The following is a 13,673-nucleotide window of genomic DNA, read 5'->3' on the forward strand; positions in this document are numbered from 1 at the left end:
GCCCCGCACGGCACTCAGTGCCGATCATCCCGCTTTTATGCCAACTAAAAGCCTCGTCACACAGACGGTCAGCGCCGTACCCGGGGCATGCCCAGGCCGATCCAGGAGATGATCTCGCGCTGGATCTCGTTGTTGCCGCCGCCGAAGGTGAAGATGACCGCCGAGCGGTAGCCGCGTTCCAGTTCGCCGTGCAGGACGGCGCTCGCCGAGCCCTCCTTGAGCGGGCCGGCCGCGGCGACGATCTCCATGAGCCAGGCGTAGGCGTCCCGGCGGGCCTCGGAGCCGTAGACCTTGACCGCCGAGGCGTCCTGCGGGGTGAGCGTGCCGTCCTGGACGGCGGAGACCATCTGCCAGTTGAGGAGCTTGAGCGCGTCGAGGCGGGTGTGGGTGCGGGCGAGGAGCCGGCGTACCCAGGGCAGGTCGGCGACCCGGCGGCCGTCGGCGAGCTTGGTCTCCATCGCCCAGCGCTGTACGTCGTGCAGGGCGCGGATCGCCATGGTGCCGTGGGCGGCGAGGGTGACGCGTTCGTGGTTGAGCTGGTTGGTGATCAGCCGCCAGCCCTGGTTCTCCTCGCCGACGCGCCGGGAGACGGGGACGCGGACGTTCTCGTAGTAGCTCGCGGTGGTGTCGTGGGAGGCGAGGGTGCGGATGAGCGTGCAGGAGTAGCCGGGGTCGGAGGTCGGCACCAGCAGCATGGTGATGCCCTTGTGCGGCGGGGCCCCGGGGTCGGTGCGCACGGCGAGCCACACCCAGTCCGCGGTGTCGCCGTTGGTCGTCCAGATCTTCTGCCCGTTGACGACGTACTGGTCCCCGTCCCGTACGGCCCGTGTCTTCAGCGAGGCGAGGTCGGTGCCGGCGTCGGGCTCGCTGTAGCCGATCGCGAAGTCGATCTCGCCGGAGAGGATGCGGGGCAGGAAGTACGCCTTCTGCTCGTCGGTGCCGTACCGCATGATCGTCGGGCCGACCGTGTTCAGCGCCATCAGCGGCAGCGGTACGCCGGCCTGGGCCGCCTCGTCGAAGAAGATGAACTGCTCCATCGCCGTCGCCCCGCGCCCGCCGTACTCCTTGGGCCAGCCGACGCCGAGCCAGCCGTCGGTGCCGAGCCGGCGGATGGTGTCGCGGTAGAACCGCTTCTGCGCGGCCGGGTCGGCGTACCGGGCGTAGGCGTGGTCCGGAACCAGCTCGGCGAAGTAGGCACGCAGTTCGGCGCGCAGCCGTTGCTGCTCGGGCGTGTGGTCGAGGTGCACGGCGCCTCCAGGCTCCCCAAGGGCGGTCCTGACGGCGCACACCGTAGAACGTGTTTCAGAAATTGGGAATGCCGGGGCCGGGGCGAATTCGGCTCACGGCCCCGAGGTACGGGTACGGGGAGTCATCCGAGCATCTCCAGGAAGGCCGCGCAGGCGTCGGCGCAGGCCCGGCAGGCGTCCGCGGCCGCCTCGGAGCCGGGATGGCCGTCGAAGGCGCGGGCGCACTCCAGACAGACCGAGCGGCACCCGTCCACCCGGACCCGCATCCCTTCCTCGTCCTGCCGGTTCTCCTCGCTCAGCACCCGGCAGGTGGTGTCGCACACCTCGGCGCACATGATGCCCAGCCGGCGCATGTGCTCCTGCCCCTCGGTGCCGCCCGGGTCGACGAGGCTCGCCCGCACGGCGCAGGCCCGGGCGCACTCCGTGCACGCCTGGGCGCAGGTGAAACGGTCCTCCAGGAACCGGTAGAGCTGCTGCTGCGAAGTCGGCGTTGTCACAGCGTCCGGGTAGCCGGGGCGGGCGGCCACAAACCACTGGCCGTGGTCAGGGCGGACCATGCCGTGCACCGCACTCACCCTGCATCACCATCGGTCACCCATAGTGTCCGGGTTCGTCCCGTTCTGGGTGGGGTATTCCTGTCCTATGAACACCGCATCGATGCAGCTGGCCGCGGCGAGCGGCCTGATGAGCCTGGTTCTGTTCATCGTGGCCCTGGGTGTCCTCGCGCTGCTCGCCGGCGGCTACTGGCTGACCTCCCGCGAGAAGTACCGCGAGTCCCCGCGCCCCCGCCCCGAGGAACAGCCCAAGATGCCGGAGGACGGGCCGGTGCGCGAACTCCGGGAGAACAGGGAGTCCGCGGAGATCCCACAGATCCCCAAGGGCGAACGCCCGCTCACCCCGTACGAACTGACCAACATGGACACCAAGCCGAGTGCGTCCAAGGACCGCCCGCGCTGGAGCAGGGGCTCCAGCGGCTCGTTCGGCGGCGGCGGACTCGGCGCCCACTGAGCCCCGGCCCCCTCCCCTCCGCCCCGGCCCGCGCCGGACCGCCGTACGCCCCTAGGAAGACTTCCGGGCGGCGTCCAGGCGGCCGACGCGGGCCACGTTCTGGACGTCCTCGGGATCCCGGCTGGGCTCGGCCGCGAACCAGGCGTCGAGGATCTCCTTGAGCACCGGCTCGGAGGTCAGTCTGAGGCTCAGCGCGAGGACATTGGCGTCGTTCCAGCGGCGCGCGCCGTCGGCCGTGGCGGCGTCCGTGCACAGCGCCGCGCGTACGCCCGGCACCTTGTTGGCCGCGATGGACGCGCCGGTGCCGGTCCAGCAGCACACCACCGCCTGGTCGGCCGTGCCCTCGGTCACCTCCCGGGCGGCGGCCTCCGAACAGGCCGCCCACTGCGCGTCGGCCCCGGGCCGCAGCGCGCCGTGCTCCCGGACGTCGTGGCCACGGCGCCGCAGCTCCGCCACCAGCAGGCGGGCCACGGGTTCGTCCATGTCGGAGGAGACGGAGATCCGCATACTCCGGAGCGTAGCGCCTGCCCCCGGCCGGCCGGACACCCTTGTACAGGGCGAACGGCCCCTCAGGGCCGTTCGGTAGGCATCGCGCGGGTCAGGGATGATCGGGCCGCTGTGCCGGAGGCACTCCGCCGCCCTCTCCCCCGCCCTTCTCGCCCTTGTCCGAACCGTGCGGACGGGCTTCCGCGTCGCGGCGGGCCGCCTGCCGGGCCTTCAGCTCGCCGCTGTCCTGCGGGGTGGCGCCTCCCTTGTCACTGCGCCGGCGTTCGGGCTGCTGCGGATTGGACATGCGCCGGACTCCCTCCGGGTTGTGCGTGCTCTGTGCGGGGTCCGGGTTCCCAGGGCGGCCCGGGTGACGCACGCCGCCTAAGGCGGGGGTCAGTGACCGGTGGAGATGTTCGAGGGCGTCCGTGAGCACCGAGCGGTGGTACCAGCTGAGCCAGGCCGCCGTGTCCGTGGCCAGCAGGGTGAAGGCCGCGGCCTGTGCGGCGGTCGGGCGGTGGCCTGCGTCGGGCCAGTGCAGGGTGATCACGCCGGTGCACAGGCCGGCGGAGGAGAGCACCGGGACGCTGTGCAGGGCGCGGGTGCCGGTGGCCAGCAGGGCGCGCCGGCACGCGTCGGCGAGCAGCGCGTCCGTGGCGACGTCGGGGATGCTCACCTGGCGGCCCCGGGTGCGGGCCGCCGCGTCGGCGGTGCCCTCGCCCCGGCCGCCCGCGAGGTGGTCGAGGAACGCCTCCCCGCAGCCGTGGTGGGCCTCCAGCGTCAGGGCGTTCACGGCCGGGTCCACGAACTGCACATGACCGGCGGGTGCCCGGCCGATGGCCAGCGCCTCGTGCAGGACGGCGTCGATCATCTGCCGCCGGTAGCGGGGGTCCCGGTCGGCGCGGGCCAGGATCCGCAGCTGGGGCACGGGCAGGGCGCGGCGGCCGAGGAACCACACGTCGCCGTCCGGCGGCCGGGCCGCCACCACGGCGGAGACGAGCACGCGCAGCGGCACGTTGAACCGCTGCGAGGCCTCGCGCAGGGCCCGGAAGGCACTGCCGGAGTCCGGCAGGCCGTAGCGGACCATGAGCGCGCCCTGCGCCATGCCGATCACCGGCGCGGTGCGCACCCGGGCGCGCAGCGCGCGGACCTCCTTGTGCAGGTCGTCGTACGAGGGCCGCAGCGGGTCCGCCATCTGCGACCGCCAGGCGGGCAGCTCCTCCACCCGGGAGGCGGTGCGGGCCAGCTCGCGCAGTGCCTCGTCGAGGGTGGCGTAGAGCCGGACGCCGTCCAGGCGGGCCAGGTGCACCGCCTCGCGCACCCCGGGCCGGGCCCGGACGATGATCAGGTCGGGGCGTCCGGTGCGCGCCCGGGTCGTCTCGCTGAGCGTGCGCAGCACGGCGGCGCCGCCGAGCTGGACGTGGGCCATGTCGAGCACGGGACGCAGTCCGGCACGGTCGGCCTGGCGCAGATGACCGCGCAGCGCGTCCGACCACGCCTGGGCGCCGTGGGCGTCGAGGCTGCCCGACGTGCGCAGCAGCAGGGCGCCCTCGGCGGGCAGTCCTTCGATGACGGAGGACTCGATGACGAGGGGCACCGGTGCGGCCGGGCGGCCGGAAGAGGGTTTCATCGCATCACCCAGACAGGACGTCACAAGGAACTCGCTCGGCCTCTTCCCGACCGCTGCACCACCTCGCACGGTAGAGCCCCGCCCTGGACCGCGCCATCCACCGCGCCGCGCGGCAGCGGCGGGCGCGGGTGCGCTAGCCGGGCCCGCCGGACTCCGCGCGTGCCGGTCCGTGGCCGGCCAGGGCGTGCAGGGCGGACGCCAGGGTGCCGTACACCCGGACCCCCGGCAGGCCGGCCGCGGTCAGGGTCTCCCGCACATGCGGCCGGGGCTGTACGACGGACAGCGCGCGGCCGCAGCGGGCGAGGCCCCCGGTGGCCAGGTCCAGGGCGTGCACCGCGGCGGCACAGGCGAGATACACCTCGGTCAGGTCCAGCACGGGGTGGTCGCCGGCCCGGCCGGCGTCCGCGACGTGCTCGCCGAGGGCCTCGGAGAACCGCCCGGCGTTGCCGGCGTCGACGGTGCCCCGTGCCTTCAGAACGCTGATCCCGCCGAGCCCGACGCGCTGCTCGCGCGCGGTCGTCAGGAGCAGCGGGGCCGGGCCGCCGGGGCGGGCGGGCGCGGGGGACGACGGACCGATTTCCATGGGGACGGGCTTCCTGGGCGGGGAGGAAGGATCGGCCGGCCGCTTCTTGACCGGGAGTTCACTGTGCCCTCACCTGGGGTTCGCACGCAACAACGTCTCCGGGCGTGTCGTGGCACCGGCGCCGGCGCCCTCAGCCGACGTACCGCCGTGCGGTGGAGCCCCGGCGGGCCCGTTCCAGCGTCGCCAGCCGGCGTTCCAGGTCCGGGGGGACCGGGTCGCGCTGGCGCAGCACCCACGGCAGGCCGGCGGTGGCGTGGGCGAACGCCCGGGCGGAGGCGGCGTCCCGGGGCACGGTCCGGATGAGGTACCCGGTGCGGCGCAGCGCCGGCAGCAGCGGGCGGCGCAGCCAGGTGAACCACAGCGTGTTGCGCAGTCCGAGGACGCGGCGGGCCGTGCTGTCGCGCAGTCGGGAGGCATGGTGGTGGACGGTGAGTTCCTCGGCGTAGGCGAGCCACCAGCCCTGGCGCAGCAGATCGCAGGCCAGCAGCTCCTCCTCGCCGCCGAGCCACAGGCCGGGGTGGAAGCCGCCGCCGGCCCGGAAGGCCTCCGTGCGCAGCACGGTGGCGGCGGCGAGGAAGGAGCCGAGGGCGGGGCCGGGGAGCCAGTCGGGGCCGGGCAGCGGGGACTCGCGCAGCTCGCGCACGACCGGGTCCTCGGTGCCGCCCGGTTCGACCAGGATCCGCGCGGTGACGGCCGCGAGGCGGGGCCGGGTGTCCAGCAGGTCGGCGGCCCGGCCGAGGCTCCCGGCCGCCCACCAGGTGTCGTCGTCGCAGAACGCGACGTAGGGCGTGCGCACCCGCTGGACGGCCAGGTTGCGGCCGACGGCGCCCAGGTTGCGGCCGGGGCGCAGCAGCGTCATCTCCGGGAAGTCCCGGGCGACCGCTTCGGCGGTACCGTCGGCGGAGGCGTTGTCGGTGACGATCACGGGCGGGCGTTCGGGCAGCCGCCGCAGCCGGGCGAGGGTGCGCAGCAGTTCGTCGCGGCGGTTGTGGGTGATCAGGACGACGGTCGTACGGTCGTCGGGGCCGGCCCTGGTCATCGTGCGGTGCCTCCTCGCGTGCGGCCGGCCGCCTCCCGGTCGAGCAGACGGGCGGCGTGTTCGACGTGCGGGGGCAGCGTCCGGCGACGGGCGAGCGCGGCCGGGAACCGGGCGACGGTCTCCTTGAGGGCGCGGCGCGCGCCGGGGCGGCCGGCCGCCGCGGCCAGCGCCAGGTCGGTGCCGGCCCGCAGGGTGACCGGCCAGGGGCGGCGCAGGCAGGTCGTGAGGACGTGGTTGCGCCTCACGAGGCAGGAACGGCCGGTGCGGCCGTGGTCCTCGGGGTGGTGGCGGGCACGCAGGGCGGGCTCGTAGGCGATGCCCCAGCCGGCTGCGGCCAGGTCGTAGGCGAGCAGGGTCTCCTCGCCGCCGAAGAAGAGCAGCGGGTGGTAGCCGCCGACGGCGAGGAACGCCTCCCGGCGGGCCACGCAGGCGCAGCCGAGGAAGCCGAGCACCGGGCGGCCGGGCAGGTCCGGGTCGGGCGGCAGGGGCGAGGCGGCGAGCACGGCGTTGAGGGGATCGTCGGCGGCCTCGGCGCCGACCAGGGTGCGGGCCGCGAGCAGGCCGAGCCGGGGGTGCCGGTCGAGCAGGTCGGCGGCGCGGGCGAGGCTGCCCGGATCCCACCAGGAGTCGTCGTCGCTGAAGGCGACGTAGGGGGTGCGGGCGTGCCGCACGGCCAGGTTGCGGCCGAGGGCGCCGGTGTTGCCCGCGGGCCGCAGCAGGCGGGTGATCGCGGGGTGGCCGGTCACCGCCCGGCGCGTGGTGTCGTCGCGGGAGTTGTCGACCACGATGACCGGCGGCTGTTCGGGCAGCGCGGCCAGCGCGTCCAGGGTGCGCAGCAGGCTGGCGCTGCGGTCGCGGGTGATGACGGCGACGGTGATCCGGGGATCGCCCGGGGCGGCGCGCCGGCGGGTGCGGTCCGGGGCGTGCTCAGTGGACATGGGACACCTCCGGTCCGGGCTGCCGGCGGTGTCCGCGGACGTCCCGCAGGAGCATCAGACAGGCCGCGGCGACCTCGCCGGTGCCGATCCGCAGCAGGCGGGTGTCGGGGGTGCGGCCGTGCGGGTCGCCCGGCGGGCCGGGTTTCCACAGGGCCAGATGGTCCGGGCTCGGGGGCGGCCCCCACAGGCGCGGGGAGACCGGCCCGAACAGGGTGACGGAGCGGGTGCCGTGGGCCACGGCGAGGTGGGCGAGGCCGGTGTCGCCGCTGAGCACCAGGGACGCCTCGGCGACCAGCGCGGACAGCTGCTCCGGCGGCAGGCCGCCGCTCAGCACGTCGCCGCCGGCCTGGCCGCTGCGTTCGGCGACCGAGCGGACCAGGGGGTCCTCGCCGGGACCGCCGGTGAGGACCACGTGGTGTCCGGCGGCGCGCAGGCACCGTACGACGGCGGCGAACCGCTCCCCGGGCCAGCGGCGGGAGCCCGAGGCCGCGCCGGGGTGCACCACGACCGCGCCCGGGGCGGGGGACGGCGTCGTGGGCGGGTCCAGCCGCAGGTCCAGGGGGTCGGCCGGTATGCCGTAGGCGCCCAGGAAGGCGCACCAGCGGTTCCGTTCGTGGGTGTGGCCCAGCCAGGGCGGGCCGTCGGGGCAGGCGTGGGCGAGCAGCCGGCGCGGGTGCAGCGCGGCCAGGGCGTCACGGCTCTCGGGGCCGTTGCCGTGCAGGTCCACGGCCACGTCGGGCGGCGGGCCCGGCCAGTGACCGAGGTCCGGCACGGCGCGGCCCGGCGCCTCGGCGGGGAGGACGGCGTCGACCGCTCCGGTGGCCAGGGCGAGTCCGGTGAGGCCCGGCGGCTGGGCGAGGACGACCTGGTGGCCGGGGAAGGCCCGGCGGATGCCGCGCAGTGCGGGCACGCCGGCCAGCAGATCGCCCAGTCCCAGCGCCCGCAGGAGCAGGACGCGCGGAGCGGGCTCGGGGGCGGTCCCGTCCGTCTTGCGGTCGCGGGCGGTCGCCGGGTACTGCCGCCGGTCGGGGGTGGTCACCTCGTCCGTCCTCCGGTCGGTGCGGGGGCCAGGGCCGCACGGCGGGCGAGGCCGGTGGTGGAGCGGCCGTCCAGGTAGGGCAGCAGCAGGACCTGGCCGCCCCAGCTCTCCACCAGGGGCTGTTCGGGCAGCCGGGTCCGGGCGTAGTCGCCGCCCTTGGCCCAGATGTGCGGGCGGAGTTCGCCGAGGATGCGTTCGGGCGTGTCCTCGTCGAAGACGGCGACGGCGTCCACGCACTCCAGGGCGCGCAGCACCCGCACCCGGTCGGCGGCCGGGACGAGGGGGCGGCCGTCGCCCTTGCGGCGGCGCACGGAGGCGTCGGAGTTGAGGCAGACGACGAGGCAGTCACCGGCCCGGCGGGCGGCCTGGAGCAGGGCGACATGGCCGGCGTGCAGCAGGTCGAAGCAGCCGCCGGCGGCGACGACGGTGCCTCCCGCGGCCCGGACCCGGGCGGCGGTGCGCACGGCGTCGGCGGTGGTGTCGCCGTCGGCCGGGGGCTCGGCGGCCGGCTCGGGCTCGTCGTCGGTGGCGACCGCGCGGGCGCCGCCCTCGGCGACGTAGCGGGTGGCGGCGTGGACGGCGGCCTGTACGGCGGCCTCGGTGAGGGCGCCGTCGGCGAGCAGGCCGGCGGCGGCAGCGGCGAACCGGTCGCCGGCGCCGCAGGGGTCGCCCGTGGCGGCGGCCGGGGTCGGCACGAGCAGCGGGGTCTCGCCGTGGGAGAGCAGGGCGCCGCGCTCGCCCAGGGTCACCGCGACGGCCTGGGCCCGCCAGGCCCGGACGAGGGTACGGGCGTCCCGGGCGGCGGTGCGCAGCCCGGCCGTGTCGCCGGCCTCCTCCTCGTCCGGCCGCCGGGCGAAGGCGCGGGCCTCCTGGGCCGAGGGGGTGGCCAGGCGGACGCCGGGGACCGGGGGCCGGCCGCGGACGTGGGGGTCCCAGACGACGGGTGCGGCCGTACGGGCCACCGCGGCCCGGAGGACGTCGGCGGTGCCGCGGCCGTAGTCGGCGACGAGGACGCCCCCGGCCGCCGCGATCGTGGACACCGCCTCCGGGGTGGCCTCACGGGCACGGCCCTCGCCGTCGTCGAGGCGCAGCAGCGGCCGGTCCCCCGCCATGACCCGGGTCTTGCTGCTCAGGGTGCCCTCCAGCGGCACCTCGACCAGGGCGACCCGGCCGGCCAGCAGCTCCCGGAGGGTGTCGCTGGCGGCGTCGGTGCCGAGCGCGGTGACCAGGGTGACGGGGCGTCCGTCGCCGGCCGCGAGGCAGGCGGCGAGGGCCGCGCCGCCCGGCCGGGAGCTGCGCCGGGTGCCGTGGACGACGGGCACGGGCGCGTCCGGGGCCAGCCGCTCGGCCCGGCCGCACAGGTCGTGGTCGAGCAGGGCGTCGCCGACGACGACCAGGGGTGTGCGCGTGGGGGTCATGCGTGCCCCTTCCTGGGCGCCGCGGGCGCGCCGGGCCCGGTCCGGGCGACGGTGCGGGCGCGGCCGACCAGCCGGCCGACGACACCGGGTTTGCCGTCGGCGGCCGGTTTGCCGTCGACGCGCTCACCGTCGGCCTCGCCGCGTTCCACGGCCTGGTCGAAGGCCTCGCAGAGCATGTGCACGGCTACCAGGTGGAGTTCCTGGACGGTGGCGGCGACGGGGGCGTCGACGCACAGTGCCTCGTCCGCGCCGAGCTGCAGCGGATTGGGGGGCCGCCCGGTCAGGGCCCACACCGTCATGCCGAGCCGGTGCGCGCGCTCGGCGGCGGTCAGCAGATTGGCGCTGGCGCCGCTGGTGGACAGCAGCAGGAGCACGTCGCCGGGGCGGCCGTGGGCGGCGGTCTGGCGGGCGAACAGCTCCTGGACGCCGTAGTCGTTGGCGATGGCGGTGGTGGAGGAGGTGTCGGCGTGCAGGGCGATCGCCGAGAACGGCGGGCGGTCGTCGCGGTAGCGGCCGACGAGTTCGGCGGTGAGGTGCTGGGCCTGCGCGGCGCTGCCGCCGTTGCCCGCCACGAGCAGCCGGGCGCCCGCGCCCAGCCGCCGGGCGAGTCCGGTGCCCCAGCGTTCGATGAGCGCCCCGCTGTCGCGGAAGGTCTCCAGGGCCTTCATCAGGTCGTCGCAGTGGGTGGTGTCGGTGACGGCGTGGCCCCGCGTGGTGCCGGTGGCTGTCTTCATCGGACGACTCCCGAGAGCGAGCGGACACAGGACACGGCGCCGTAGACCCCGGCCACGCCGTCGGCCACCCGGTCCCAGGTGTACTGGGCGAGGACCCGGGTGCGGCCGGCGGCTCCGTACCGGGCGAGCCGGTCCGGGTCGGCGAGGAGGGCGCGGACGGCCGCGCTGAGGTCGTAGTCGTCGTCGGCCGGGACCAGGAGGCCCGTGGTGCCGTCCACGACCGTGTCGAGCTGGCCGCCGACCGCGGTGGCGACGACCGGCGTGGCGCAGGCCATGGCCTCCAGCGGGACGATGCCGAAGGGCTCGTACAGCGGCAGTGACAGCACCAGGTCGGCACCGCACATCAGCCGGGGCATGCGGGCCCGGCCGACCCCGCCGAGCAGGGTCACCCGGTCCGCGACCCCGTGCTCGGCGGCGATGCCGTAGAGGCGTGCGGCCTCGGGGTCGGCGCCGAGCAGGTCGGCCTCGGGGCCGCCGGCGATGAGGAGTTCGGCGTCGGGGATGCCCGCCAGGGCCCGGATGGCGCGGTCGAAGCCCTTGCGGGGCACGAGCCTGCCGACGGCCAGCAGCCGCCTGCGGGCGCCGGGCGGCCGGGTACGGGCGGCCGGCGTGAACTGGTCGGGGTCGACGCCGCACGGTACGACGCTGATCCGGTCCTCCGGCAGCCCCATGGCCTTCAGTTCGGCCACCTCGTCGCTGCAGGTGGCGATGACCCCGGCGCACTCGTGGCCGATGGTCTCCTCGATGGCGAGGCGCTGCTGCGGGCTGGTGTCGGCGGCGCCCTGGTAGCGCTTCTTCACGGTGCCCAGCGCGTGGTAGGTCTGTACGACGGGGATGCCGAGGTCGCGGGCTCCGGTCAGGGCGGCCAGTCCTGACATCCAGAAGTGGGCGTGCACGACGTCGGGCGGGCTCTGCCGCCACTGCCGGGCCAGGAAGTGACCGAACTCGGCCATGTGCGGCAGGAGTTCGTCCTTGGGGACGGGTGCGGGCGGCCCGGCGGGCACGTGCACCACCTGCACGCCGTCGATGAGGGTCACCCGGTCCGGCAGGCCCGCCGAGTCCCGCCGGGTGTACACCGTGACCCGGTACCCCTTTCTGGCGAGCTGCCGGGCGACCTGTGCCACGTACACGTTCTGGCCGCCCGCGTCCGGTCCGCCGAGCGCGGCCAGCGGGCTGGCGTGCTCGGAGACCATGGCGACACGCCCGGCCGTGTGCGGAATGCGGCTCATCGGGTGACCTCCTTGATCAGGCGCTCCCAGTCGTCCAGGAAGCGCCGCTCTCCGTAGCGGGCCTGCGCCGCGGCCCGGGCCGCCTCGCCCGTCAGGCGCGCGTGCTCCGGCTCGGCGAGGAACTCCCGCACGGCGTCCTCCAGCACGTCGATACGGTTCGAGACCACCCCGGCGCCGTCGGGGACGGCCTCCCGGACCTCGGTGGTGTCCAGGGCGACCACCGGCATGCCCAGGAACATGGCCTCCAGCAGGGACAGGCCGAGCGAGGTCCAGCGCACGGGGTGCAGATAGAGGCGGCACCTGGCCATCTCCCGGTGCAGCGCGTGCTGCGGCAGGTCCCGGGTGCGGCAGCGCTCGGGCGGCAGGCCGAGGTGCCCGGCGAGTCCTTCGGTGCGCATGCCGAAGACGTCCAGGGGCGCGGACCGGGCGAACCGGGGCAGCAGGTCGGTGCCGGTGGTACGGCCCCTGCGCACGGGCTCGTTGACCACGACGGCGGCGCGCCGTTCGGTGCCGGTCCACAGCGGGCCGGGGTCGATGATGCCGTGCTCCACGACCTCGGTCGGGGCCCGGCCGCTGTCCCACATCAGCCGGTTGAAGTGGGTGACGTGCACGACGGGGATCCTCGACTGGCCGGCCAGCGGGTGGAGTTGCCGCTCGGGGGACGCGTCGGGGCTGTTGTGCTCGACGTACACGGCGGGCACGTCCACGCCGGGGCGGCGGCCGGTCCAGCGCTGGGCGAGGTCGAGTTCGCGCGGGCGCTGGAGCACCATCAGGTCGATGGCGCAGTCCCGTAGTTCCTCCGGGGTCCTCTCCCGTACGGACCCGGGCCAGTCCCAGGTCACGGCCCGGCCGAGCCCGTCGGGTCCGCGGTCCTCGGTGACCGGGACCAGGTAGGTGTGCGGGCCCTGGACGAAGGCGGTGAGCCAGGATCCGTGCACATGCCAGACGAGGATGTTCATGAGTGCCGCTCCTGGACGATCTTGTGCACCGCGCGCACCACGTCCTGCCCGGTGACCTCGTCCAGGCAGGGGTGGCCGGGCACCGGGCAGCTGAGGGCCCGGGTGTCCGCGCACGGCGCCGACTGGTCGCCGAGCAGGATGACGGGGACGCCGTACGGCGCCCAGCGCTCGGCCGGTACGACGGGGGCGAACAGCGAGACGACGGGGGTGCCGACGGCGGCGGCGAGGTGGGCGGGTCCGGTGTTGGCGCTGATCACGGCGTCGGCCATGCGCAGCACCCCTGCGAGGGTCCGCGCGCCGGTCCGGCCGCCGAGGTCCACGGCCACGTCGCCGCTGACCTGCCGGGTGAGGGCCTGCTCGCCGGGGCCGCCGGTGACGACGACGCGGTGCCCGGCGTCGGCGAGCAGGGCGACGGCTTCGGCGCAGCGGTGCGGGCTCCAGGCGCGGGCGGGGGCGCTGGCGCCCGGGTGCAGGACGACATAGGGGCCGTGGCCGGTGAGGGCGCTGGTGTCCGGGGGCGGGAGCACGCGCAGGCGGCCGTCGTCGCCCGGGGGCAGCGGAAAGCCCAGCGCGGCGGCGGTGTCGAGAGCCGCCTCGGCCTCGTGCCGGCCGTCCCGGCGCCGGTGGCGTACGTCGAGGAGCCGGCCGGGGTGGTCGACGCTGTCGGCGCCGATCCGCCCGACGCCGGCGAGCCGCAGCAGGAGGGCGGTGGGCAGCGGGCTCTGGTGGAAGGAGGTGAGGATCAGCGCGGTGTCGTAGGCGCCGGCCCGCAGCCGCCGGACCAGTGCGTCGATGTCCTCCGGACTCACCGGGGGCGGGTCGAAGCCCTCCCAGGGGGCCTCCCACACCAGCACCTCGTCCACGCCGGGCAGCAGCCGGGCGGCGTCCGTACCGCGCGGGCCGCACAGCAGGGTGACGTGCGCGCTGCGGGCGGCGACAGCGCGTACGGCGGGCCCGGCGAGCAGCACATCACCGAAGCTGTCGAGCCGCACGACAAGGCACTTCACCCCAACCACCTCCCCACCGACACCACCCACACAGGGGCGACCGCAGGACCGTGCCGGGACAACCGCTCACCGGCCGCGACCGTTCCGTCCGGCGAGGACGAGCGGGCCCCGCCCACGAGCGGCGTGGCCAGCTCGGACAGCCGCCGACCGCCAGCCGCCGCGGAGCCCCGCCGGGACGACCGCACACCGCCCGCGACCGCCCCATCCGGCAAGGACAAGCAGGCCCCGTCCACGAGCGGCAAGCCCGGCTCGGACGGCCGCCGGCGGCCAGCCGTCGCCGCAGAGTCCTGCGGGGACAACCGCGCACCGGCCGCGACCGTTCCGTCCGGCGAGGACGAGCGGGCCCGGTTCGCGAG

The 13,673-nt window shown here is 76.0% G+C and carries 14 protein-coding genes; 1 reads left to right on the top strand and 13 read right to left on the bottom strand.

Annotated features, from left to right (window positions below; all coding sequences use genetic code 11):
- Positions 1 to 68: 68 nt before the first annotated feature.
- Positions 69 to 1,247: an acyl-CoA dehydrogenase family protein gene (locus tag ABZ937_RS12705; RefSeq protein WP_361689849.1), complete on the bottom strand. Its 1,179-nt coding sequence runs from the start codon at positions 1,245 to 1,247 to the stop codon at positions 69 to 71.
- A gap of 122 nt (positions 1,248 to 1,369) precedes the next feature.
- Entirely contained in the window at positions 1,370 to 1,744 is a 375-nt protein-coding gene (locus tag ABZ937_RS12710) for a ferredoxin (protein WP_361690185.1), read from the bottom strand.
- Between the two features lie 145 nt (positions 1,745 to 1,889).
- On the opposite strand from ABZ937_RS12710, the gene ABZ937_RS12715 reads away from it, so the two are divergent.
- Positions 1,890 to 2,255: a DUF6479 family protein gene (locus ABZ937_RS12715; RefSeq protein WP_361689852.1), complete on the top strand. Its 366-nt coding sequence runs from the start codon at positions 1,890 to 1,892 to the stop codon at positions 2,253 to 2,255.
- Between the two features lie 51 nt (positions 2,256 to 2,306).
- Here the strand turns inward: ABZ937_RS12715 and ABZ937_RS12720 are convergent, their stop codons facing one another.
- From ABZ937_RS12720 to ABZ937_RS12770, 11 genes are all read right to left on the bottom strand, one after another.
- Positions 2,307 to 2,762 carry an RpiB/LacA/LacB family sugar-phosphate isomerase gene (locus ABZ937_RS12720; RefSeq protein WP_361689855.1) on the bottom strand — a complete coding sequence of 152 codons (456 nt, stop codon included), beginning with the start codon at positions 2,760 to 2,762 and terminating at the stop codon, positions 2,307 to 2,309.
- Between the two features lie 91 nt (positions 2,763 to 2,853).
- Positions 2,854 to 4,371, bottom strand: coding sequence for an ANTAR domain-containing protein (locus ABZ937_RS12725; RefSeq protein WP_361689858.1), 1,518 nt, complete (start codon positions 4,369 to 4,371; stop codon positions 2,854 to 2,856).
- A 133-nt stretch (positions 4,372 to 4,504) separates the two neighbouring features.
- On the bottom strand, positions 4,505 to 4,954 hold the full coding sequence (locus ABZ937_RS12730; protein ID WP_361689861.1) for an STAS domain-containing protein: 450 nt from the start codon (positions 4,952 to 4,954) through the stop codon (positions 4,505 to 4,507).
- A gap of 130 nt (positions 4,955 to 5,084) precedes the next feature.
- Positions 5,085 to 5,993 (bottom strand): glycosyltransferase, encoded by a 909-nt coding sequence (locus tag ABZ937_RS12735; protein ID WP_361689864.1) that lies wholly within the window; start codon positions 5,991 to 5,993, stop codon positions 5,085 to 5,087.
- On the bottom strand, positions 5,990 to 6,931 hold the full coding sequence (locus tag ABZ937_RS12740; RefSeq protein ID WP_361689867.1) for a glycosyltransferase: 942 nt from the start codon (positions 6,929 to 6,931) through the stop codon (positions 5,990 to 5,992). Before ABZ937_RS12740 ends, ABZ937_RS12735 begins: the two co-directional genes overlap by 4 nt.
- Positions 6,921 to 7,883 (bottom strand): glycosyltransferase family 9 protein, encoded by a 963-nt coding sequence (locus ABZ937_RS12745; protein WP_361690188.1) that lies wholly within the window; start codon positions 7,881 to 7,883, stop codon positions 6,921 to 6,923. Before ABZ937_RS12745 ends, ABZ937_RS12740 begins: the two co-directional genes overlap by 11 nt.
- 83 nt (positions 7,884 to 7,966) lie before the next feature.
- On the bottom strand, positions 7,967 to 9,388 hold the full coding sequence (locus tag ABZ937_RS12750) for a PfkB family carbohydrate kinase (RefSeq protein ID WP_361689870.1): 1,422 nt from the start codon (positions 9,386 to 9,388) through the stop codon (positions 7,967 to 7,969).
- Entirely contained in the window at positions 9,385 to 10,122 is a 738-nt protein-coding gene (locus ABZ937_RS12755; protein WP_361689873.1) for an SIS domain-containing protein, read from the bottom strand. Before ABZ937_RS12755 ends, ABZ937_RS12750 begins: the two co-directional genes overlap by 4 nt.
- Complete coding sequence (locus ABZ937_RS12760) at positions 10,119 to 11,351, bottom strand: glycosyltransferase (RefSeq protein ID WP_361689876.1); 1,233 nt, start codon at positions 11,349 to 11,351, stop codon at positions 10,119 to 10,121. The genes ABZ937_RS12755 and ABZ937_RS12760 overlap by 4 nt, the downstream gene beginning before the upstream one ends.
- Positions 11,348 to 12,310 (bottom strand): glycosyltransferase, encoded by a 963-nt coding sequence (locus tag ABZ937_RS12765; RefSeq protein WP_361689879.1) that lies wholly within the window; start codon positions 12,308 to 12,310, stop codon positions 11,348 to 11,350. The genes ABZ937_RS12760 and ABZ937_RS12765 overlap by 4 nt, the downstream gene beginning before the upstream one ends.
- Positions 12,307 to 13,317 carry a glycosyltransferase family 9 protein gene (locus ABZ937_RS12770; RefSeq protein ID WP_361689882.1) on the bottom strand — a complete coding sequence of 337 codons (1,011 nt, stop codon included), beginning with the start codon at positions 13,315 to 13,317 and terminating at the stop codon, positions 12,307 to 12,309. Before ABZ937_RS12770 ends, ABZ937_RS12765 begins: the two co-directional genes overlap by 4 nt.
- Positions 13,318 to 13,673: the final 356 nt, after the last annotated feature.

It is taken from the genome of Streptomyces sp. NPDC046727, assembly GCF_040645635.1.
In the GTDB taxonomy this organism is placed as follows: domain Bacteria; phylum Actinomycetota; class Actinomycetes; order Streptomycetales; family Streptomycetaceae; genus Streptomyces.